The sequence below is a fragment of the Nannocystis punicea genome (genome assembly GCF_026965555.1).
Taxonomy (GTDB): Bacteria; Myxococcota_A; Polyangia; order Nannocystales; family Nannocystaceae; genus Nannocystis; species Nannocystis punicea.
Window position 1 is genome coordinate 6,829,187 of record NZ_CP114040.1, and the last position, 21,566, is coordinate 6,850,752.

Here is a 21,566-nt window from a genome sequence, read left to right on the forward strand (position 1 = left end):
GAAGACCTTTCACGCGCGGTCCCATCGTCGGCTCGCTCGCTCGCTCAAAAATTGATCGAGACGCCGGCACGCGGTCCGCTCCACGAAGCAGTGACGCGCGCGCGTCGGGCATGGCGGACGCGCAACCCGGCGAACAACGCAGTCGCCGCCAGCGCGACGCCGAGAGTGACGCCGCTCGCGACGAACAGCCGCCGCGCCGATCGCAAGTCGTCGCATCCGCCGCCCGACGGCATCGCCTCGCAGAGGTCGACGCCGACCGCAGCATCGGCCGCGTCGGGCCCGGACAGCGCCGCCGCGTGGGCCCTGCGCCCGAGCTGGTCGCCGGCCACGAGCCCTGCGATCGCCAGCCCCGCGACCGCTGCCGACACGCCGAGCCCCGCGTCGAGCCCGATCGGTCGCCGCAGCGGCGGCACCGACATCGGCAGGGCCCGCAGCGGCGCCGACGTCGATTCGCTGCGCGGCTCCGTCGGCCTCGCAACCCGCGGCACCTCCGGCTCCGGCGGCGCGGGCAGTCCGGCGAGCAGCGGCTCCAGCTCCGCGCGTCGCTGCCGCGCGGCCGCGGCCGACCGCGACGCGCCGGCGTTCACCGCCTCGAGGTCCGCGAGAAACTCGTCGAGCAATTCGACGCACGCGGTCAGCATCGCCCGCGATGCCTCGCCCGTCAGGTTCGTGGCCAGGACGCAGCCCTCCGTCCCGTAGTGCACGATCTGCTCGCCCGCCGCGGAGTACCAGTCCGCCGCGGCCCCCTCCTTGCCGGTCGCGTAGGCCTCGCGCGCGAACATCAGCGCCCGGGCGTAGGCGGCGGCCGCCAGCCGCGGCTCGTTCGCCTGCCTCGCCTCGCGCGCGTCGCCGAGGCAGTTGCCGAGGTTCGCGTCGGCGTCGGCGTCGGCTCGCTCGTTCGCACACGTCCCGGTCGTCCGCGTCGGGGTCACCGGCGAGGCCGCGATCGACGCGGCGAGGACCAGACGTGAGCACGCGAGCACCGGCGTATCGTACCATGCGGCGTGGTCGAGGCAGACTACACGGGCGTCCTCCTCGACGGGCGCTACCGCGTCCAGGCGCGGCTCGGTCAGGGCGGCATGGGCACCGTGTACGTCGCCGAGCACGTCGGCCTCGCCCAGCCGCGGGCGATCAAGTTCCTGCGGGCCGACATCGCCCGCAAGCCCGGCGCGATCCAGCGGTTCCTGCAGGAGGCCCGCGTCCTCTCGGCGATGCGCCACGACAACCTGGTCGGCGTGATCGACATGGGCGAGCACGCCGGCTCCGCCTACTACGTCATGGAGCTGCTCACGGGCGAGGACCTGCGTCGGCGCCTGCGCCGCCTCGGCGGCCTCGGCTGGCCGCAGACGCGGGCGATCGCCCTGCAGGTGTGCGCGGCGCTGCGGCTGACCCACGCCCGCGGCGTCGTCCACCGCGATCTCAAGCCCGAGAACTGCTTCTGCGTCGACGCGGCCGACGGCGCCGTCCACATCAAGCTGCTCGACTTCGGGGTCGCCAAGGTCCCGCGCGAGGCCGGCGGCGCCTCGCAGCTGACCGGCGCCGGCGAGCTGCTCGGCACGATCGGCTACATGGCCCCCGAACAGCTCGAGGGCCAGGGCGACCGCCGCGCCGACATCTACTCGCTCGGCGCCCTGATGTTCGAGATGCTCGCCGGCCGCCCGCTCCACACCGGCAACGCGTACGAGATCCTCGCCCGCATGCTGCTCGCCCCGGCGCCTGCCCTCGCCGGCGTGTGTGCGGTCGATCCGGCGATCGACCGACTCATCGCCACCGCGGTCGCCCGGGACCCCGACCAGCGCTTCGCGTCGATGGACGCGTTCGCCGCGGCGATCGCCGAGATCCCCGTCACCGCCGAGCCGCAGGCGTTCGAGCGCCCCCTCACCGCGCTCGCGCGGCCCGAGGGCGAGACGACAGCCGGCGGCACACCTGTCCCCGCGGACATGCCCGTCACCGCCGCACCTGGCCGCCCTGAGGACATGCCCGTCACCGCCGTACCTGGCCTCGAGGACACGCTATTGGCGAGCCCACGCCGCCCGGCGCCCGCCCGCGGTGTCCATGTCCCCGCAGACAGCTCCGCCGCCCGCGACACGCCTGCCCCCGCGGAAGCCCGCGTCCCTGGCCCGCCTGTCCGCGAGGACAGCTCCCCCACCACTCCTGCACCTGTCCGCGCGGACAGCTCCGCCGTCACCCACGTACCAGTCCGCCCGGACATCTCGCCCGCGCTCCCCACACCTGTCCGCGAGGACAGATCTTCCACCACCCTCCCACCTGTCCGCGAGGACAGCTCCTCCGCCCCCCGTGCATCTGTCCGCGAGGACAGCTCCTCCGCCCCCCGCGCACCTGTCCGCGAGGACAGATCTTCCACCACCCTCCCACCTGTCCGCGCGGACATCTCGCCCGCGCTCCCCACACCTGTCCGCGAGGACAGATCTTCCACCACCCGCGCACCTGTCCGCGGGGGCAGCTCCTCCGCGCCCCCCGCACCTGTCCGCGAGGGAAGCTCCTCCGCCCTCCCCGTACCTGTCCACACGGACAGCTCTCCCCCGACCCGCGCCTCCGACACACCTGTCCCTACGGACAGCTCCCCCGCTCCGTCGCGCTCGCGCCTCGCTCGCGGGCTCGCCGCCGCCCTGCTCGCCGCCGTGATCGCCTGGCAGGTCTGGCCTGTCGACGAGGCGTCCACCCCACCGGCCCCGGCGCCGTCACCCCCTGCCACCGCCGCGACCGGACCTGTCCCTGCGGCCAGCCCCTTCGCAGACACACCTGTCCCTGCGGCCAGCCCCGACCCCTCGCCCGTCTCACCTGTCCCTGCGGCCAGCCCCGACCCCCCGCCCACGCCACCTGTCCCCGATGCCAGCCCCGGCGCCCCGCCCGTCGCACCTGTCTCTGCGGCCAGCCCCGCCGCCTCCGCTCCTGCGCCCGCGGCCTCGCGCCCTGCGCCCGTCAAGCCTCCACGCGACGTCATCAAACCCTCGCCACCCGCTCGCCCGCTCACCCGCGAGGCGCTCCGCGGTCGTCTCGAGCGCGAGCTCGCGTCCTGCGGCTCGCCGTACGTCGCCGAGGAGATCGCCGTCCGCGTCACCCCGGGCGAGGCCGGCAAGCTCGCGGGACTCGCCGCGCTCGCCGACGGTCGACTCGCCCCCGGCACCGTCGACTGCCTCGAGCGGGAGCTCGCGCGAGTCCTCGCCGGGCTCGCCGAGGGCGTCGACGCCGCGCGGGCCTTCGACGTGTCCCTGACGCTCCCCCGGCGCGGCGGGGGTTGATCGCCGCGAACGAGGCCGTGTACTGGTAGGCGAATGGCGGCGCTCCTCGGACCCGACGCCCGGCGGCTCGGCGCCCTCCCGGCCCGATGCGTCGTCGGTCGCTCGCAGGCCTGCGACCTCGTGCTCGACGGCCGCGACGTCTCGCGTGAGCACGCCGCCGTCCACTGGACCGGCGCCGTGTGGGAGCTGCAGGACCTCGGCAGCCGCAACGGCACCTACCTCGACGGTCGCCGGCTCGTCGCGCGGGAGTGCCGGCCGCTCGCGCGCGGCGCGGAGATCCGCTTCGGCGAGACCCTCGGCCCGTGGCAGCTCGTCGACGACGCTCCGCCGCGGCCGATGGCCGTCAACCTCGTCGACGGCCGGGTCGTCCTCGTCGATGTCGACGAGCTCGCCCTGCCCGACGCCGACGAGCCTGCCCTGTGGCTGCGCCGGTCGGACGCGGGCGTGTGGTTCGCCGAGCCCGCCGGCGGCCCGGCCACCCGCGTCGAGGACCGCGCCGTCCTGACCGCCGGCAGCGAGCCGTGGCGCGTGCACCTCACCGAGGGCGTCGCCGCGACCTGGCAGGCCGCGAGCGAACCCGACGCCCCGCCCGTGCACTTGCAGTTCCGCGTCAGCGCCGACGAGGAGCACGTCGAGCTCGCCGCCCGCGTCGGCGAGCGGCGGATCGACCTCAAGGCGCGGGCGCATCACTATCCGCTGCTCGTGCTCGCGCGGGCCCGCCTGGCCGACCGCGCCGCCGGCGTCCCCGAGGGCGAGCAGGGCTGGCTGCAGCAAGACCGCCTGCTGCAGATGCTCAAGGTCGACGCCGGCTACCTCCACCTGAGCATCCACCGGATCCGCCTGCAGTTCACCCAGGCCGGCGTGCCGGACCCCGCGCGGGTGGTCGAGCGCCGCCTCGGCGCCGGCCTCCTCCGCCTCGGCCTCGCGCACGTGACGATCGATCCGCTGTGACCGCTCATTCTCCGCGCGGTCGGCCGCGTCGACCCGGCCCGTGGCGTACGCGTTTCCCCCCGACGAGCCCGACCGCCAGTGGCGCTGGACGAGCCTGGACGACGCGGGTTCGGTCGAGCGCCGGTCCCCGCGCGCGCCGGCGCGAGGGTCGTCGACAGTGCAGTGAATCGCGACGGCGAACGCAAGGCTCGCCGAATCCAGCGTGTAGTTCGCGTTATTCGATCGATCGGGCATACACTCGCCTGAGCACGCGCTTGCGATCGCGTCGACGAGCGTCAAGGTCACGCCGACCGAACACGAATGCGATGATTTCTCCAGCGACGAAATGGTAAGAGTTCGAGACGTATGGCCTGACGTCCCGGGGCTCTCCCGAATTTCCTCCGATTTCTCCCGGATTGCAGCCATTCTCGATCTCTTGTGCCCAGCCAGCGGCTTTGATCGCTCGCCTTTTCGCGCTTCCGTATGCGCGAAGTGCTACCCCCTCAATTAGGCCGAAATCCGAGGGAGGGGGACCACGTGATCCGCGATTCGAATGCAGTCGCCGGCGCCCATGGGGCCCCTCCCCCCCTCCGCGGCTCACCGGTCAAGCAGTCAAAATCTTCTTGCTCTCCGGTGTGGCGTCGATCTAATGTGTCCTCACATGCGGTCTGTCTTCGTGTGAAGTCGTCGACGCATATGGACAGCCGGTCTCGACGGGTGCGCGTCGGGTCTTGCTTCGATCAACAGGTGCGCAATGAACATCAGGATGGCTGTCCGCGGGCACCGACCTCTCGGACAGACTCCTGGCGCTGAAGTAAAGGATGGGGAATGCGGACCGATATCAAGGTTGTGTCAGGGCTCGCAGCAGGCGCGGTGGTCGTCGCATTCGCCGTGTGCACCCCCTCGCAGCGGCCGACCCCGAGCAAGCTCGTTCCGGCCGATTCGGCGGCCGCGAACGCGCAAGGGGCGAGGACCTCGGGCGCGGGGCTCGGGCTCGGCGTGAGCGCGCAGCCGTACGATCCGGCCAACATTCATCCGTTGGATTGGCCGCCGAACGCCGATGCGCGGCTCAGGGAGACGGCCGCGGCGGGCGTCGACCTCATCGCGGAATTCGACGGCGGCAAAGCGCAATGGTCCGACACGCTGCTGAGCGTGAACAGCCCCAACTTCCAGCGCCTCGAGCGGAAGCAGTGCGCTGCGGACGTCGGGGAGGCCAGCATCGGGGAGTGCGCGCTCAATATCAAGATGGCGGTCCGACGCACGGGGCCGAAAGCGGGCGAGATCGCGTTCGCTCAGGCCGAGCTCGAGCACTCCGAGCACCCCGGCTGCGAGCAGTTCAGCGCCTGCCTGATGGAACATCGAGTCGGCGCGACGATCCCCTTGCCCGCCGGTGACGAGGACCTGCTGGGAATGTCGCAGAGGCTCGTCATGCAGCGTCCGAACTCGGCCTCGAAGGACCCGGCCGCGCTGCAGGCCTCGGTCGACACCCTGGCGGAGGATCTGGCGCGCGCGCGAGAGATGGGTCTGCACGAGAGCGACGACCCGAAGGTGTTGTATGCGTTCAGGATGCAGGAGGAGGCGATGAAATTCCTCATCGAGCGGCAAAAAGAAGGTTCCGGAGGTTGAGCGATGCGTGGAAGTATCAAGATCGCGCTGATGCTCGTGCTCGGCGTCGCGAGCGGGATCGGCGTCAGGCGCCTGCTCTCGCCGTATTTCTGGCTACCGTCGGACCAGGTCTGGGTCCTCGTCAACGAGGGGTGCCCGGCGTCGAAGCTGGCATTCAGCGAGCTGAGCGTCGACGAGACGCTTCGCGGGCGCTTGCTCGTCGTGCCGACCGAGGATGACTCGAACGCGTTCGGTCGAGAGGTGTGCCACGCGGCCCTCGACCAATTGCGGGCCGACGCCGCGGTTTTGCGGCTCGTTCCGGACTCTTTCGCTTGCAAGTGGCTGGCGGACGACGCGCGGACGCTGAAGGCCACGCTCGAGCAACAATACTCCCCCGTCTTCACGCTCGGTGAGCAGATCATCCCGATGGGCGGGGAGCCCGCAGCGCTTCTCGAGCGGGGCCTGGAGATGCGCCCGACCGCCGATTCATTCGGGATCAAGGTGCGGAGCGGCTAGCGAACGACGGGTCGAACGGCCCCCTCGAGAGTCGTGTCTGGACGCGTGATGCTGTGCCGTGGCGGTGGTGTTCGCGCGTGGCCTGTACACATTGGCAGGCGCCTGAATTTCCCTCCGTGAGGAGGGCGACAGAAGACAAACCCAACAGAGGAGTTCGAACAATGAAACTGTCTACATTTCTGTGCGGCGCCGTGTTTCTCGCGGGCGCCATGCTCGGTGTCTCCAGCGTGAATGCGGCGCCCGACCTGCAAGACGCGGTGGAACCGCAGGAGGAAGCGCTGTGCTGCTGGGAGAATCTCGCGATCCACGTATGCTACGTCACCGCGGGGATGTGCAATTGCAGCAATTGCGGCATCTCGGACACGGATGGCGTCGCGGCGGAGGAGGTCGACTTGACGGTCAAGCCGCTTCGGCTTCCTTTCGGCATCTGACGCGGCAGTCCGCGTCGTCCGTCCCGCTCACGGCGGGACGGTCGTGGCGCTGCGGTCCGCGCTCTCAAGGACGGTCTTGATGGGCCCGTGGCGTTCGCGCGTGGGCCTGAATACAAGGCCAGGCCCCCGTCGATTTCCCTCCGTGAGGAGGGCGACAATAGACAAACCCAACAGAGGAGTTCGGACATGAAACTGTCTACATTGCTGTGCGGCGCCGTGTTTCTCGCGGGCGCCATGATCGGTGTCTCCAGCGTGAATGCGGCGCCGAGGGCCCAGAGTGACCTTTCGGGCGGGAGGGAAACGCAGGAGGACGAGCCGTGCTGCATCATGCTGCTCACGACCCACCATTGCATCGTCGGTGATATCTGCGGTTGCAACTGCAGCATCTCGGGCACGAGTGGCGCCGTGGCGGAAGAGGAAGAGGAAGAGGTCGCCCTGGTCAAGCCGCTTCGGCTTCCCTTCGGCATCTGACGCGGTAGGCCGCGTCGTCCGTCCCGCTCACGGCGGGACGGCCCGTCCGTGAGGTGAGCGGACCCCTGCACGCCGCCGGCCTGACCTCTGTGATCGCGCCGACGGCCCCCTGAGCGGATATCCGCGGTCGCGCGGGCCCGGCGAGATCGGATACGATGCGGTATGCGTCCAGCCGCCGCCCTCGCCGTCCTCATGCTGTCGTCTGCCTGCGCGAGCGATTCCTCGACGGCGAGCGAGCAAGGCGGCACGTCCGAGGCGGGCACGTCCGAGACGGGCACGAGCGGCGGCGAGCCCACGGGCGGCGATGACCCCGAGGACCTGACTTGCAAGGGTGGTCCCTGGGAGCGCGGCAAGCCGATCGCCATGCCCGAGTTGCCGGCCGGCGATCCGGCGGCGGGCTACACTGCGCTGCTGACTGAGGATTACGTCAGCTGCGGGATCCCCTGGGACCTGTTCGGCTTCGCCGAGGGTGTCCTCGGCGTCGAGGAGCCGCTGCCCGGTCGCGCCGGCAAGAACGCCGAGGTCGGCCATGCCTGGAACGTGGTCAGCCTCTCGGACGGCAGCGAGCTGGTCGTATCCAACTGTCTGCAGTGCCACGCGGGCTACTTCAACGGCGAGCTGATCGTCGGCCTCGGCAAGGCCTCGGCCGACTTCACGACCTCGCTCAGCGAGTTCGCCGAGCCGCTGCCGGACCTCCCCGAGACCAGCGAGGCCAACGCGTCCTTCAACAAGTTCAAGGCCCGCGCCGCGGCGCTCGGACCCTATTCGACGATGATGACGATCGGCGCCAACCCGGCGGTCATGTTCGCGATCGTCCTGCTCTCGCACCGCGATCCGGTCACGCTCGCGTGGAGCGACGAGCCGCTGTACCCGCTCTCCACCGAGTTGGTCATCCCGGCCGATCCGCCGCCGTGGTGGCGGGTCGGCAAGAAGGCCAGCAACTTCGCCAACGGGATGTCGCGCCGCGACCATCGCGGGACCATGGTCCTGGCCTCGTCGCTGTGCACCGACAGCGTGGACGAGGCCGGCCCCGTGGTCGACTACTTCGCCGACATCCAGGCCTATCTCGCCTCGATCGAAGCGCCGAGCTACCCCTTCGCCATCGACGAGGCGCTCGCGGCCGACGGCGCGGAGATCTTCGAGTGCAATTGCGCCGGCTGCCACGGCACCTACGCCGTCGACGACGCGGCGGAGAGCTTCCCCAACCTGCTCATCCCCCTCGACGTGATCGGCACCGATCCGTCGTTCGCCACGCTCTCGGCCGAGGGCGGCTTTTATCACCACCTGCGAGAGTGGTTCAACGAGTCGTTCTACGGGATGTTCTCGGAGGTCGTGACCGACGACCCGACCCCCGGCTACACCGCGCCGCCGCTCGACGGCGTCTGGGCGACCGCGCCGTACTTCCATAACGGCTCGGTACCCAGCATCGCGCTGGTGCTCGACAGCGCGGCGCGGCCGACCACCTGGCGGCGACTCGACTACGACAGCACGAACTTCGACGAGGCCGCGCTCGGCTGGCCGTGGGAGCCGGCGACGGCCTGGGCCGACGCGCCCGCGAGCGAGCGCAAGTTCATCTACGACACCTCCCTGTTCGGCTACGGCAACGGCGGCCACACCTTCGGCGATCACCTCGACGACGGCGAGCGCCGGGCCCTGCTCGAGTACCTGAAGACGCTCTGACCATTCGCCTCGAATGAGCGGCGCGGTCGTGTCTGTCGGTCACCGTCGAGGTCCGCGTGGCGGTGACGACGTCTCGGTGAGATCCACCAGGCCCCAGGCGGCGCCTGCGTCGGGGGCCGCGGTTCGCCAGGCGCTGCGAATCACCTCACCGCGGTCGGTCACCGTGATGCCCCGGCCGGGGGTGTCGACTGGACGGAGGGTCCGCGCGTCGAGCACGGCCAGCGCGACCGGAGCGCCGCGCTCCTGCTCCCACGCGATGAACCACAACAACCCGTGCCCCCGAGCGAGCAGCGATGCCCCGGAGACCTCCACGCCTCCGAGCGGCGCCCCGGAGCTGCGGTCGATCGCCAGGTAGGTCGAGGTTCGGTCGACGTGTCCCTCGAGCAGGAGCGCCTCCTCCGACGCGCTCCAGTGGCGGTAGGAGCTCGGATCGACGGACGGATCTTGCGACCAGGAGACGCGCCCGGCCTCGATGTCGAGCAGGGCAGCCCCGACCGCGGGAGACTCGCTCAGCAGCGGCAGCCACTTGCCGAGCGCGAACGTACCCGCCTGAGCGCCGGACACCCGAAGGCGCGGCCGCAATCCGCTGTCGCCGGGCTCGAGGATCGTCCAGGTCGAGGGCTCCAGGAGGCCGAGCTTCTCGACGACGAGCCACAACCGATCGCCGCTCCGGTGGCAGTCTGCGAGTCGACCCGCCGGCGGCCACGCGACCTCGGAGATCGAAGGGCGCGGCGCGGCGCGCTCGCTGTCCCAGACGGCGACCGCGCCGTCCGGAGTCGCGGCGACGAGCCAGCCGTCGGCCTCGCACACGCCGTCGTGCATGACGCTCCAGACGCTCGCGCCGGTGGCCGCATGGAGCACCTCGAGCTGCTCGGGGGACTCGTCGCTCGTGAGCGGCCGGGTGTCGCCCACGCGCACGCGCACGTGGTCGCCCGGGAGCGGGACCAGGTTGGTCTGGCCCGGCCGCTCGATGTGCCACAGCTCGGCGCCGCTGTCGGCGTCGAACGCGGTGATCCACGTGCTTCGGATGTCGGTCAGGGGGACGAAGAGCCGCCCGTCGCGCGCGCTGGGACGCAAGGGTCGCAGCTCGTCGCGCCGCGCGATCAGCCGCGCCGGCACCTCGGAGATCGAGCTCCGCGACGAACCATCGGCGAGCGCGCGGATCTGGATGTCGCGGCCCCAGACGATCACCCGCTCGCCGTCGACCGCGAACACGTCCGACCAGTCGGTCCGCACGGGGCCCGGCAGCGGCTGCACCCACCGCGGCGCAGCCTCGCGGTCGACCCGGGTCAGCGAGACCGCGTCGCCGTCGGCGATCGCCAGCAGCGCCTCGTCGCGGTCGACCACGGCGACCCGGAGGACCGCGGGCAGCTCGCGGCGAACGCCCTCTTCGCTCGTGACGGTGCCCGTGGTCGTCGGCGACGCTCCCGCCCCCGGGCGCCGACCGTCAGTGCAGCTCACTGTCGCAATGAGCAGCCCGACGACGAAGGCGCGCGCCCGCCGAGTCACGACGGCTCGGCGGTCGTCCGCAGGCATGGTCGAAGCACCTTACCACGGCGCCGCGGCGACCGCCCGCGCTGCCGCTGCGCGCGAGCGGTTCGAAGCGCCCCCTCCAGCACGCGCGTGCGCGCGCGTCACATCGGCCACATCTCGAAGTATTCGAGGAAGACGTCGACGCCGCCGCCGTGCGAGGTGTCGGCCGCACCGGTGGTGGCGATGCCGCTGAGCGACCACGTATGGCCGACCACCGCCACGTGGCCGGTCGACCTGCCCACGATGGAATCGGCCGAATCTTCGTCCGGGCCGCCGATGTACTGGCCGTACCAGGGCGTGCCCCCGGAGGTGGTGGTCAGCACCATCATGCCGTCCAAAGTGCCGCCGTTGTAGGTCGTGTCGAGGGAGCCGGCGGTGGCGATGCCCGACGTAGACGCGGTCCAGCCGCTCAGGAACACGTCGGTGCCTTGCACCGAGATGCTGTCGAGGCCGTCTTCGTCCGAGCCGCCGTAGTACGAGCCCCACGAGCGCGAGCCTGCGGACGTGAACTTGGCGAAGAAGCCGTCGGAAAGGCCGTTGGGGGTGGTGTCGAAGGCGCCCGTCCCCCCGGCGATGACGTTGCCGGTGTTCCCCGAGCGCGTGTTGCCAGCGATGTAGACGTTGTCCGACGAATCCACCGCGACGGACAGGAGCGTCTCCAGGGCTGTCCCGCCGTAGTAGGTGCCCCACAGCCAGGTGCCGGAGGACGACAGCTTGGCGACGAAGCCGTCGCGGTCCCCGCTGTACGCGCTGTCCCAGCCGGAGTTGGCGATGCCGTTGGTGGCGTACGTCGTGCCGCCGACGATTACGTTGCCGGACGAGTCGACCGCACAGGAGATCCCCGCCGTCGGCCCGACGGTGCCCCCGTAGTAGGTCGCCCAGGAGAGCGCCCCGGAGCTCGTGAACTTGGCGATGAAGGCGTCGGTGGTGGAGCTGAGGGAGCCGTGGTGCGACGCGCTGTGGGCGATCCCGCTCGACGACTCGGTATAACCGGTGGCGAACACGCTGCCGTCGCTGCCGACGCACACGGCCTCGATCTCGTCCTCTCCGGGGCCGCCGAAGTAGGTGGCCCAGATCGGCGTCCCGGCGTTGCTGAACTTCACCAGCAGCCCGTCGCGGCCGCCGCCGAGGCTCGATTGATGGACCGGACCCGAGCCGGCCAGGGCGACCCCGCTCGCGGACTCGGTGAACCCGCCGGCGTAGATCTGGTCGCTGCTGTTGAGGGCGACCGTCGCCAACCCGTCCAGCCCTGCTCCGCCGTAATAGGTGCCCCAGTTCAAGGCGCCGGTGGTGGCGTACTGGGCGACGAATCCGTCCACGGTGCCTCCCAGAACGGTGTCGAAGCCGCCGACCTTGGCGATGTCGGCGGTCGAGCCGGTCGTTCCCACGACCACGATCTGTAAATTACTGTCGAAGTCCACGTCCGGGTCCGCGTCGCCCCCCGTGCCGCCCTTGTAGGTGCCGAACTGGTGCGTCGGCGCGGCGTACACCGTGACCGGTGCCACTGCCAGCACGGCCACGCAAGAAGCGAACAACGAGCTCTGATGCCAATTTCCCCACAAAACCATTTGGAACCCTCCCCAAGGCCGTGATCCGCGAATGCTCCGATCACAGCGCGGCGTAAACGTGTCAGGGCGCAGAACGGATGTCAAGCAGTCGCAGTCTATTTAAAAAAACACGCGCATGGATCTCATCGGATGATACGCTCGAACTACAGGCCGATCGCGCTCGGCTCGGCCCCGTGGCTGGTGCGCGCCGGCGCGTGCAGCTTCGGCCCCGCCACCGCCGTTCCAGCATTCCGCGTCGCGACTCGCCAGGGCGAATGCGCACAGCGGTCGTCGTCCGCACTGATAGGAGGTAGGGATGGCATCACAGGCGCCTTGTGCCCAGTCCCGCCACGGCGGCGTCGCGCACGCTCGGACATTCCACTCACGCGAAAAAGCGGGCGCGGCGCATGACGAGCGACAGGCTCCCCGCCGGCGCGAAGCGCCGCCGAGGAGCAGGAGAGCGCCGCGAGCCGGTGCGTGGTCTGAACGGGAGGCTTCGACGAGGGGCTGCACCGCCGGGCGGACGGGCAGCTGACGACGCTCACCCGACGCAATTCCTCGCTGCCGTTCGAGGTCGTCTACGCCGCCAGCGAATCGCTGGACGGCCGCAGCCTATGGGTCGGGACCGCGACCACCTCGAGCACGCGCATACGGGCGTCACATCGGCCACATCTCGAAGTGCTGGAGGAAGACGTCGATGGCGCCGCCGAACGAGGTGTCGGCCGCGCCCGTGGTGGCGATGCCGCTGGTCGAGTCCGTCTCTCCGACCACCACCACTTCGCCGGTCGACAAGCCCACGATGTTATCGGCCGAATCATCGCCCGGCCCGCCGATGTACTGGCCATACCAGGGCGTGCCCCCGGAGGTGCTGGTCAGCACCATCATGGCGTCCAAGAAGCCGCCGTTGTAGGTCGTGTCGAGGGAGCCGGCGGTGGCGATGCCCGACGTGGAGTTGGTCCAGCCGGTCAGGAACACGTCCGTGCCTTGCACCGAGATGCCGTCGAAGCCGTCGCCGCCGGAGCCGCCGTAGTACGAGCCCCACGAGCGCGTGCCCGCGGACGTGAACTTGGCGAAGAAGGCGTCGGTACCGCCGTTGGGCGTGGTGTCGAAGGCGCCCGTCCCCCCGGCGATGACGTTGCCGGTGTTCCCGGAGTTCGTGTTGCCGACGATGTAGATGTTGTCCGACGAATCCACCGCGACGGACAGGAGGGTCTCGAGGCCCGTCCCGCCGTAGTAGGTGCCCCACAACCAGGTGCCGGAGGACGACAGCTTGGCGACGAAACCGTCGCGGCCCCCGCTGTACGCGCTGTCCCAGCCGGAGTTGGCGATGCCGTTGCTGGCGAAGGTCGTGCCGACGACGATCACGTTGCCGGACGAGTCGACCGCACAGGCGAATCCCCCCGTCTCCCCGTCGGTGCCCCCGTAGTAGGTCGCCCAGGAGAGCGTCCCGGAGCTCGTGAACTTGGCGATGAAGGCGTCGATGCTGGAGCTGAGGGAGCCGTGATGCGACGCGCTATGGGCGATCCCGCTCGACGACTGGGTATAACCGGTGACGAACACGCTGCCGTCGCTGCCGACGCACACGCCCTCGATCTGGTCCTCCCCGGCGCCGCCGAAGTAGGTGCCCCAGAGCGGCGTCCCGGCGTTGCTGAACTTCACCAGCAGCCCGTCGGCGTCGCCGCCCAGGCTCATTTGATGGACCGGACCCGCGCCGGCCAGGGCAACCCCGCTCGCGGACTCGGTGAACCCGCCGGCGTAGATCTGGTCGCTGCTGTTGTGGGCGATCGCCACGAACCCGTCCAGCCCTGCCCCGCCGTAATAGGTGCCCCAGTTCAAGCCACCGGCGGTGTCGTACTGAACGACGAATCCGTCCTGGGCGCCTCCCAGAACGGTGTCGAAGCCGCCGGACTTGGCGATGTCGGCGGACGAGAAGGTCGTCCCCGCGACCGCGATCTGTAAATTACTGTCGAAGTCCACGTCCGGGTCCACGTCGACCTCCGTGCCACCCTTGTAGGTGCCGAATTGGAGCGTCGGCGCGGCGTACACCGTGACCGGCGCCACTGCCAGCACGGCCACGCAAGAAGCGAACAACGAGGTCTGATGCCAATTTCCCCACACAACCATTTGGAATCCTCCCCAAGGCCGCGAGCCACGAATGCTCCGACCACAGCGCGGCGTAAAAGTGTCAGGGCGCAGATCGGATGTCAAGCAGTCGCAGTCTATTTAAAGAACACGCGCCTGGATTTCATCGGATGCCACGCCCAAACTACAGGTCGATTGCGCTCGGCTCGGCCCCGTGGCTGGTGCGCGCCGGCGCGTGCAGCTTCGGCCGCGTCACCGCCGTCTCCAGCATTCCGCGTCGCGGCTCGCCGGGGCGAATGCGCACAGTCGTCGTCGTCCGCACTGATAGGAGGTCGTGATGGCATCACAGGCGCCTTGTGGCCAGTCCCAGGCGGTCCCGTCACAGCGTCGTCGCGCACGGTCGGGACAGTCCACTCACGCGTGACATCCGGGCACGCCGCATGACCGTCGATAGGCCACCCGCCGCCGCGGAGAGCCGCCGCGGAGCAGGAGAGCGCACCTGAGAATCGTGACACACCGTGAAATCAGCCCGTCGTCGTTGGCCTCCTGTGTTGGCGACGGCCGCCTGCGGCGGCACCGAATCCGGCACCGGTGAATCCACGATCCGGGGGACCACGACCAATCCGGCCACGGAGCCGTCGACCTCCGCGACGACGACCCACCGATCTGCCGCTCCCACGCCGACCACCGAATCATCGATCAGCACCACGAGCACGGAATCGTCGACCCGCACGTCGACCGCGGATCCGTCGACCCGCAGCACCACCACCGGCACCTCGACCGACGCGTCGACCCGTTCATCGCCGGGTACCTCGACTGGATCGACCAGGGCGCGCCCTGGTTGCGGACGAACTTCGGGATCATCGCCGCGCCGCCAGCACGGCGAGCGCGCGCGAACGCCTCGGCCGTGCACCCGGATTCGCGCGTCGCCGACGTCGAGCGGCTCGGGAAGGCGGACGCTCTGGGTCGGCACCGACGGTGGAGGCGTCGCCCGCGCGCGGCACCCGCGGGACGACCTCGCGCTGTTGCGCGCGCCGTCGAGACTGGTAGCATCCCCGGCATGCCTAGACTTACCCTTGTCCTCGCCGTTCTCGGGGCCTTTGCCGGGTGTTACGCCGACGTGGACGCGTTCTCCGCCCGCATGGCCGAGATTCAATGCAAGCAGATCCAGACGTGTCGTCGGGCACAGTTCGACGAGCAGTACGAGGACCTCGACCACTGCGCCGAAAAATTCATGGACTTGCCGCTCGAACCCAGCTGCTACGAAAGCGAGGCCGGGAGCGCGTGCGTCCGCGCGTACCGTCGCCACCGTCACGATTGCCAGCTCGAGAGCTGGCTCCACCTGGAGGAGTGCGAGGCCGTGGCGCGCTGCTATTTGTTCGCGAGCGAGGGCGAGGTGCGGACGCCCGACGTGCTCCGCAGCGACGATTGACGGGCGCGCGCCTCGAGGTCCTCACAATGCGTTCGGCGACGATGGGCGCGCTCCCGGATTCACGCGCGTACTCCCGCGGTGAATCGTGGGCGTCCACTCGCCTCAGACCGCGCTCGCACGCGACTCCGGCAGCTCCGCGAGCAGGGCCTCGAGCACCTCCGGCGCGGCGGGTTTGACGATGTGGCGATCGAAGCCGGCCTCGCGGGCGCGGGCCTTGTCCTCCTCCTGGCCCCAGCCGGTGAGCGCGACCAGGACCGGCTTCTCGCCCCACGGCTCCGCGCGCAGCCGGCGGGCCGTCTCGTAGCCGTTCATGGTCGGCATGCCGATGTCGAGGAACACCAGCTCGGGGCTGAACTCGGCGGCCAGGCGCAGCCCCTCGAACCCGTCGTGGGCCACGCGCGTGTCGCAGCCCATCAATGCGAGGAAGTCGGCCAGGCTGAGCGCGGCGTCGCGGTTGTCGTCGACGACCAGCACGCGGTGACCGGCGACCTGCACCGCCTCACAGGCCAGCGCCGGCGGCTGTGCGGGCAGCGGGCTCGAGGGGACGATCGGCAGGCGGACCGTGAACTCGCTGCCCAGGTCGAGGCCGTCGCTCCTGGCCTCGACCGTGCCGCCGTGCATCTCCACCAGCTGTTTGACCAGCGACAGGCCGATGCCCAGCCCGCCTTGCGATCGCTCGTAGGCGTCGGTGACCTGCGCGAACAGGTCGAACACGCGCGGCAGCATCTCCGGCTCGATGCCGATGCCGTCGTCCTTGACGCGGACCACGACCTCGCCGGATCGCCGCTCGACCGTCAGCCGGATGTGACCGCCGGGCGGCGTGAACTTGGCGGCGTTGCCGAGCAGGTTGGCGAACACCTGCGCCAGGCGGACCACGTCGGCCTCGACGAACACCGGCTCCGGCAGCGGCTCGAGCGTGAGCTCGTGGTGATGGCGCTCGATCAGCGGCTGGACCGTCTCGATCGCGCTTTGCAGCACCTGCGCCAGCGCGACGCGCTCCTTTCGCAGCTCGATCTTGCCGCGGCTGATCCGGCTGACGTCGAGCAAGTCGTCGATGAGGTGCACCATCTGCCCGAGCTGCCGCTCCATCATCGCCCGCGCCCGCTCGGCCACGTCCTCGTCGACGTCCGCGCGGCGGAGGATCTCGAGCCCGTTGCGCAGCGGCGCCAGCGGGTTGCGCAGCTCGTGGGCGAGCGTCGCCAGGAACTCGTCCTTGCGCCGATCGGCCTGCCGCAGCGCCTCCGCCTGGCGTTCCAGCAGCTCCTTGGACCGCCGCGCCTCCGTCCAGTCGCGCATGATCTTGAGGAACCCGTGGTACTCGCCGCCGTCGCGCAGCGGCATCATCAGGCCGCTGCCCCAGAAGCGGGTGCCGTCCCTGCGCAGGTGCCAGCGTTCGCTGTGGGCCCGGCCGTCTCGCCGCGCCGCCCGGATCTCCTTCTCGGGCACGCCGCGCGCCCGATCCTCGGGCGTGAACAGGACTGCGCCGTCCTTGCCGACGATCTCGTGCTCCTCGTGGCCGAACACGTTCTTCGCCCCCGCGTTCCAGCTCGTCACGATCCCCTGCGCGTCGACGGTGAAGATCGCGTAGTCCTTGGCGCTCTCGAGGATGAGCCGGAGCCGCTCCTCGCTCCGCGCTCGCGCTTCCTCGGCCTCCTTGCGGGCGGTGATGTCGCTGACGACGCCGAACAGGCGGACGATCTGCCCGTGCGTATCCCGCACCAGCTTCGCGCGCGCGTCGATCCAGCGCCAGCCGCCGCCGGCCAGCGGGATGCGGTACTCGTTCTGGTACTTCCCGGTGGCCAGGCACTCCGCGACCGCGCTGCGATCGCGCCCCAGGTCGTCGGGGTGGAGCCGCGATTCGTACAGCTCGAACGTGATCGGCGTCTCGGGTGCGACCCCGAGCAGCTCGCGCGTCAGCGGCGACCAGAAGGCGCGCTGGGTCCGTAGATCCATCTCCCACTCGCCGAGCTCGGCGCCCTCCATCGCCAGCCGCAGCCGCTCCTCCTTGTGCTGCAGCTGCTCGCGCAGCCGCTCGCGCTCGCTGACGTCGAGGCAGGCTCCGACCGCGCCGCGCACCCCGCCGGCGGCGTCGAACAGCGGCGCGGCGTTGCCCAGCAGCGTGAGCACCGTGTGGTCGGGGAGGACCAGGTCGACCTCCACGTCGGTGACCGGCGCCCGGGTGGCGATGGCCAGGCGCAGCGGCGTCTCTTCCATCGGCAGCTCTCGGCCCTCGCGCTCGAAGCGGAGCCAGCCTCGCTGCTCGGGCGGGAGTCGGGCCGAGATGTTCGAGCCGGGCGGCAACTTCAGCAAGCGACAGCCTTCCTGGTTGCCGATCACCTCCCGGCACTCGGCGTCGCGCGCCAGCCAGGCCACGGCCGGCATCAGCTCCATCAATCGCTCGATCTCCTCGCCGCGCTGCCGCAGCGCCTCCGTCGTCTGCTGCGAAGAGCCGCGGCGAGTCGATCGCAGGCGCTCGCACACCGCGCAGATGCCGGTCGCGGTGGCGGCGAACAGCGCCAGCTGCAACCAATCGGCGGCGCGGGCCGTCGCGGTGGTCGCCGGCCAGAGCAGCCAAACCACGCCGGCCGCGGTGCACAGGAGCGTCGTCAGCAGACCGGGCCGCAGGCCGCCGACGAGGGCCGAGACGAGCACTGCGGGCACGAACGGCATCAGCGCCGCGCGCCCCGGCTCCGAGGATGACAGGGCCAGCCAGGCCACCACGGCCCACGCGGCCGCGCCGATCGCCAGAGCGTAGGGCATCCATGGGCGGGGGCCTTCCAGGACTTCTCCTCCTGCCGCATCACCTCGGAGGATCTGTGTGTGCATTCGGCCGGCGGGCCACGCACAGCGAGGGCAAAGTTCGGTCCGCAAGCGACAACCTCCGTGCCCGGGCCGCGACGAGCTCAGGCATCGCCGACGGTGCGGCCGTTGCGGCGCCCGACAGCGACCTTATCCGCCGCGGACCCTGGCGGCCGGGCCGCTGACTCGCCGCGAAGTCGTGTTCGGCGCGCGACGACCGGAGCGAGCGATCCGCGAGGAGACCGCGGCGCCGAGCCATGGTTCGTTGCAGCACGCACCCCCCAGCGGCGCGGGCTCTCGGCGACGCGTCGGCGGCTTCGCGGCTCCCCGTTCGCACGATTTGGGCATCGAGCGACGACGTCGCGGGCCAACTCGAGCAAAATGCCTGCATGTCGACCTCCTCCGCGCGCCTGCCCCTCCTCATCGCTCTCGCGTGCGCGTGCGGGGACGCGAACACGACCGCGACTTCGGACACTGCGTCCCTCTCGAGCACCACCGGGGTCGGCACCGACGAGACGACCGCGGTCGCTACCACGGATTCGCCGGGCACGAATGACAGCAGCGGCGCGCCTCCGACCACCGGTCTCTCGACCACCCACGGCACCACGGACGGCACCACGGACGGCACCACCACCGGCGACCCCACCACCGGCCTCTCGACCACCACCACCACCACCACCACCACCACCGGCGGCGACGACGGGCCCTTCACCGTTCATCTCGATCCCGCCGGCGACGACGCCCACGGCGGGTTGTCGCCCGAAGACGCGGTCCTGACCCTCGCGCGGGCCCACGAGATCGTCGTCGCTGCGGCCCCCGACCGCGACGTGGAGGTGCGGATCGCCCAGGGCACCTACGTCGGCCAGAGCGTGACCTGGACCCACTATCACCCCGACCACCGGGTCGCCTTCATGCCGGCCGATTACGCCGACGGCGACGGCATCGACGACATCGCCGGTCGCCCCGTGTTCGACGGCGACGGCGCGGGCGCCCTCCTCACCCTCGACGTCGCCCCCGGGGAGGCGACGCGCCTCGAGTTCTACTACCTCGAGATCCAGCATTACCTGCACTACGGCCTGTACTTCCGCGGCGATCGCCTCGACCCCGAGGGCGGCTGGAACGGGGGCAACCGGATCTTCGGCGTGTACTTCACCGAGATCGGCAGCCTGCACGTGCCCGGCGAGGAGGGCTACGGCGCGATCGACCTCGTCAATTCGCGCGACAACGACATCCGCAACAACCACTTCGTCGCCGTCGAGAACCACGCGCAGAAGGCCGGTCTGATGCACGGCGTGTACATCGCCCATCACAGCACGGGCAACCAGATCCGCGGCAATCAATTCACCGAGATCAGCGGCGACCCGATCCGCGTGCGCGACGACAGCAACGCGAACGTCATCGAGGACAACACCTTCAGCAACACCGGCAGCGTCGCCTTCTACTCCGACTGGTACTGCGACCCCGACGCCAACCCGAACTGCACCAAGCCCGGCGGCGAGTGCCCGTCGTGGCAGAACGAGTTCCGCGACAACGCGCTGCACTGCGGCTACGGCGGCGAGCAGCTCCCGACCTTCTCGTACATCCAGGGCGGCGCCGATTACGTCCCGCCGAGCTGCCCCGACCACTTCGCCGACGGCTGGAAGCGCCTGTCCACCAGCGGCAACACCACCGCCTGTCCGTGACCCCGTCGCGTTTCACCCCGTCGATTCACGACAGGAGACCCGCGGTCTCACAGGCGCTCGATCTCGTGGGCGCGAGCGTCGACCTCGAGCGGGGCGTGGAGGTAGCCGACGGTCGCGATCTGCTGCAAGTAGTCGGCCAGGAACGCCGCGATCGAGCCGGCCTGCTCGTATTGATACACGTGCCGGCATTCGTGCGAGAGCAGCCGGGTGGAGACGGGGCGCTTGCGGACATAGATGCCGTGGCCCAGGGTCAGGCCGATCGTCTCGGGCCCCAGCATGCCGAGGCTCAGCGCCGCCTGGCGGAGGTCGGGGTCCTCCGGGAGCGGGATGCGGGCGACGACGGCCAGCCGCACTCGCTCGGGCTGCCGCACCCCGACCGCGCGGGCGACCGCCTGCATCTTCGCGTCGAGCGGCAGCCCGGTGCGCAAGATCTCCGCCTCGTGGGCCTCGGCCCAGCGCACCGCCGCGGGCCCGAGCGAGACGAGGCGTGACAGCCGGGCGCTGCGCATGCCTGCGAGCATACGACCCGGCCCACGCCAGTACCAGTGCCCGGGGCTGCGCGAGTCGCCGCGGACGCGGGTCGCAACCCGATCGTGCCGCTGCCGGATCCCCGGCCGCCCGGAGCATCCTTCGCCGGAGGTCGAACGGCGTGCTCGCACTCGCGGCTCTCGTGCCCCGCCCGCTCGCTCGTCGCCTACGTCGAACGCGCGGCCGATCGCTCCGCGAGGAACCGCTCGATCTCGCCGCGCGCAGCCTCGCCCTCGCGGCGGCCCATGTCGAACGCCCGGCGGACCCGCGCCGGGTCGGTGTAATCCCACTTGTGAATCGGCACCGGCTCCGAGGGCGCGAGGTAGCGGACGTTGCCGACGACGGCCTCGTGCGCGTGCGGGCGGTTCAGCAGCACGAGCACCGCCCCGGCCCGCGCGGTCGCGCCGAGGGCTCGTACCGGGGCCGCGTCGACCAGGCAGCCGTCGAAGTAAATCCGACCCGGGGCCCGCAGGATCGGGGTCACCGGCGGGCTCGCCGAGGACCGCATCACCCGCTCGGCCAGCTCCTGGACGTTCGCCGCCTCCTGGGCGGTGTCGACCTCCGCCGCCAGGCCGCGGTGGGGCACGTCCGGGCCGTGGAGCAGGCCGCGGCGGCGCCGCGCGGCGTAGGCCCACCACGCGCTCGCCACAGTGGGCGCGACGAGCCACCCCGGCTTGACGCAGGCTTGCAAGATGCGGACGCGCGGCGCCCGGGCGAGGCGCTGCAGGCTCGCGTCGTCGAGCAGTTCGTGCATGGTCGCCCGGTACATCGCCTCCTGCGGAAACACCGGCCGACCGAGGAGCAGGCGCTCGGGGTAGAGGTTGCGAGGATTGACCGCCGTGCGCGCGCAGAACGCCGCCACGAGCGCCTCCTCCTGGCCCAGCGCCGCCGCCAGCGCCATCGCGGCGCCCGCCGAAGCGCCTGCGAGCTCGACCGTGGTGGCGAGGCCCGCGAGCGCCGTATAGGCCCCGAGGGCCCAGAAGGTCCGGCAGCCGCCGCCGGCGAAGACGACCGACATCTCGCTCATGGGGCGCAGCTAACATCGGGGCGGATCGCGGTCAAGTGCG

The 21,566-nt window shown here is 70.8% G+C and carries 17 protein-coding genes; 9 read left to right on the top strand and 8 right to left on the bottom strand.

Features of this window, described 5'->3' with window-relative positions; genetic code table 11:
* Nucleotides 1-44 precede the first annotated feature (44 nt).
* The gene (locus tag O0S08_RS26305) at nucleotides 45-983 is read right to left on the bottom strand and encodes a hypothetical protein (RefSeq protein WP_269032030.1); all 939 of its coding nucleotides are present in this window, start codon (nucleotides 981-983) and stop codon (nucleotides 45-47) included.
* Between the two features lie 21 nt (nucleotides 984-1,004).
* On the opposite strand from O0S08_RS26305, the gene O0S08_RS26310 reads away from it, so the two are divergent.
* From O0S08_RS26310 to O0S08_RS26340, 7 genes are all read left to right on the top strand, one after another.
* A complete protein-coding gene (locus O0S08_RS26310) occupies nucleotides 1,005-3,263 on the top strand; it encodes a serine/threonine-protein kinase (protein ID WP_269032031.1) in 2,259 nt (752 codons plus the stop codon).
* Nucleotides 3,264-3,296: 33 nt separating this feature from the next.
* Entirely contained in the window at nucleotides 3,297-4,214 is a 918-nt protein-coding gene (locus O0S08_RS26315) for an FHA domain-containing protein (protein WP_269032032.1), read from the top strand.
* An 807-nt stretch (nucleotides 4,215-5,021) separates the two neighbouring features.
* Nucleotides 5,022-5,819 carry a hypothetical protein gene (locus tag O0S08_RS26320; protein WP_269032033.1) on the top strand — a complete coding sequence of 266 codons (798 nt, stop codon included), beginning with the start codon at nucleotides 5,022-5,024 and terminating at the stop codon, nucleotides 5,817-5,819.
* 3 nt (nucleotides 5,820-5,822) lie between these two features.
* Nucleotides 5,823-6,314 carry a hypothetical protein gene (locus tag O0S08_RS26325; RefSeq protein WP_269032034.1) on the top strand — a complete coding sequence of 164 codons (492 nt, stop codon included), beginning with the start codon at nucleotides 5,823-5,825 and terminating at the stop codon, nucleotides 6,312-6,314.
* 161 nt (nucleotides 6,315-6,475) lie between these two features.
* A complete protein-coding gene (locus O0S08_RS26330; protein WP_269032035.1) occupies nucleotides 6,476-6,745 on the top strand; it encodes a hypothetical protein in 270 nt (89 codons plus the stop codon).
* 186 nt (nucleotides 6,746-6,931) lie between these two features.
* The gene (locus O0S08_RS26335) at nucleotides 6,932-7,216 is read left to right on the top strand and encodes a hypothetical protein (protein ID WP_269032036.1); all 285 of its coding nucleotides are present in this window, start codon (nucleotides 6,932-6,934) and stop codon (nucleotides 7,214-7,216) included.
* Nucleotides 7,217-7,378: 162 nt separating this feature from the next.
* Nucleotides 7,379-8,896, top strand: coding sequence for a c-type cytochrome (locus O0S08_RS26340; protein WP_269032037.1), 1,518 nt, complete (start codon nucleotides 7,379-7,381; stop codon nucleotides 8,894-8,896).
* 39 nt (nucleotides 8,897-8,935) lie between these two features.
* Here the strand turns inward: O0S08_RS26340 and O0S08_RS26345 are convergent, their stop codons facing one another.
* From O0S08_RS26345 to O0S08_RS26360, 4 genes are all read right to left on the bottom strand, one after another.
* Nucleotides 8,936-10,432 carry a hypothetical protein gene (locus O0S08_RS26345; RefSeq protein WP_269032038.1) on the bottom strand — a complete coding sequence of 499 codons (1,497 nt, stop codon included), beginning with the start codon at nucleotides 10,430-10,432 and terminating at the stop codon, nucleotides 8,936-8,938.
* A 98-nt stretch (nucleotides 10,433-10,530) separates the two neighbouring features.
* Complete coding sequence (locus O0S08_RS26350; protein ID WP_269032039.1) at nucleotides 10,531-11,943, bottom strand: NHL repeat-containing protein; 1,413 nt, start codon at nucleotides 11,941-11,943, stop codon at nucleotides 10,531-10,533.
* 690 nt (nucleotides 11,944-12,633) lie between these two features.
* A complete protein-coding gene (locus O0S08_RS26355) occupies nucleotides 12,634-14,052 on the bottom strand; it encodes an SBBP repeat-containing protein (protein WP_269032040.1) in 1,419 nt (472 codons plus the stop codon).
* Nucleotides 14,053-14,437: 385 nt separating this feature from the next.
* On the bottom strand, nucleotides 14,438-15,031 hold the full coding sequence (locus O0S08_RS26360; protein ID WP_269032041.1) for a hypothetical protein: 594 nt from the start codon (nucleotides 15,029-15,031) through the stop codon (nucleotides 14,438-14,440).
* 87 nt (nucleotides 15,032-15,118) lie between these two features.
* Here O0S08_RS26360 and O0S08_RS26365 point away from each other — a divergent pair, with 87 nt between their 5' ends.
* Nucleotides 15,119-15,490, top strand: a complete 372-nt coding sequence (locus O0S08_RS26365; protein WP_269032042.1) for a hypothetical protein — start codon at nucleotides 15,119-15,121, stop codon at nucleotides 15,488-15,490.
* 102 nt (nucleotides 15,491-15,592) lie between these two features.
* Here O0S08_RS26365 and O0S08_RS26370 read toward each other — a convergent pair whose 3' ends face one another.
* Nucleotides 15,593-18,250, bottom strand: coding sequence for a hybrid sensor histidine kinase/response regulator (locus O0S08_RS26370; RefSeq protein ID WP_269032043.1), 2,658 nt, complete (start codon nucleotides 18,248-18,250; stop codon nucleotides 15,593-15,595).
* A 428-nt stretch (nucleotides 18,251-18,678) separates the two neighbouring features.
* Between O0S08_RS26370 and O0S08_RS26375 the strand changes: the two genes are divergently transcribed.
* A complete protein-coding gene (locus O0S08_RS26375) occupies nucleotides 18,679-19,971 on the top strand; it encodes a right-handed parallel beta-helix repeat-containing protein (protein ID WP_269032044.1) in 1,293 nt (430 codons plus the stop codon).
* 47 nt (nucleotides 19,972-20,018) lie between these two features.
* Here the strand turns inward: O0S08_RS26375 and O0S08_RS26380 are convergent, their stop codons facing one another.
* Nucleotides 20,019-20,480, bottom strand: a complete 462-nt coding sequence (locus O0S08_RS26380) for a hypothetical protein (RefSeq protein ID WP_269032045.1) — start codon at nucleotides 20,478-20,480, stop codon at nucleotides 20,019-20,021.
* 185 nt (nucleotides 20,481-20,665) lie between these two features.
* Nucleotides 20,666-21,526, bottom strand: coding sequence for a patatin-like phospholipase family protein (locus O0S08_RS26385; RefSeq protein WP_269032046.1), 861 nt, complete (start codon nucleotides 21,524-21,526; stop codon nucleotides 20,666-20,668).
* Nucleotides 21,527-21,566 lie beyond the last annotated feature (40 nt).

Bases quoted from the DNA above. Each gene is read 5' to 3' on its own strand.
- O0S08_RS26375 (WP_269032044.1), top strand. From the start codon at position 18,679: ATGTCGACCTCCTCCGCGCGCCTGCCCCTCCTCATCGCTCTCGCGTGC.
- O0S08_RS26345 (WP_269032038.1), bottom strand. From the start codon at position 10,432: ATGCCTGCGGACGACCGCCGAGCCGTCGTGACTCGGCGGGCGCGCGCC.
- O0S08_RS26325 (WP_269032034.1), top strand. From the start codon at position 5,823: ATGCGTGGAAGTATCAAGATCGCGCTGATGCTCGTGCTCGGCGTCGCG.
- O0S08_RS26340 (WP_269032037.1), top strand. From the start codon at position 7,379: ATGCGTCCAGCCGCCGCCCTCGCCGTCCTCATGCTGTCGTCTGCCTGC.
- O0S08_RS26370 (WP_269032043.1), bottom strand. From the start codon at position 18,250: ATGCCCTACGCTCTGGCGATCGGCGCGGCCGCGTGGGCCGTGGTGGCC.
- O0S08_RS26320 (WP_269032033.1), top strand. From the start codon at position 5,022: ATGCGGACCGATATCAAGGTTGTGTCAGGGCTCGCAGCAGGCGCGGTG.
- O0S08_RS26330 (WP_269032035.1), top strand. From the start codon at position 6,476: ATGAAACTGTCTACATTTCTGTGCGGCGCCGTGTTTCTCGCGGGCGCC.
- O0S08_RS26385 (WP_269032046.1), bottom strand. From the start codon at position 21,526: ATGAGCGAGATGTCGGTCGTCTTCGCCGGCGGCGGCTGCCGGACCTTC.
- O0S08_RS26365 (WP_269032042.1), top strand. From the start codon at position 15,119: ATGCCTAGACTTACCCTTGTCCTCGCCGTTCTCGGGGCCTTTGCCGGG.
- O0S08_RS26380 (WP_269032045.1), bottom strand. From the start codon at position 20,480: ATGCGCAGCGCCCGGCTGTCACGCCTCGTCTCGCTCGGGCCCGCGGCG.
- O0S08_RS26315 (WP_269032032.1), top strand. From the start codon at position 3,297: ATGGCGGCGCTCCTCGGACCCGACGCCCGGCGGCTCGGCGCCCTCCCG.
- O0S08_RS26335 (WP_269032036.1), top strand. From the start codon at position 6,932: ATGAAACTGTCTACATTGCTGTGCGGCGCCGTGTTTCTCGCGGGCGCC.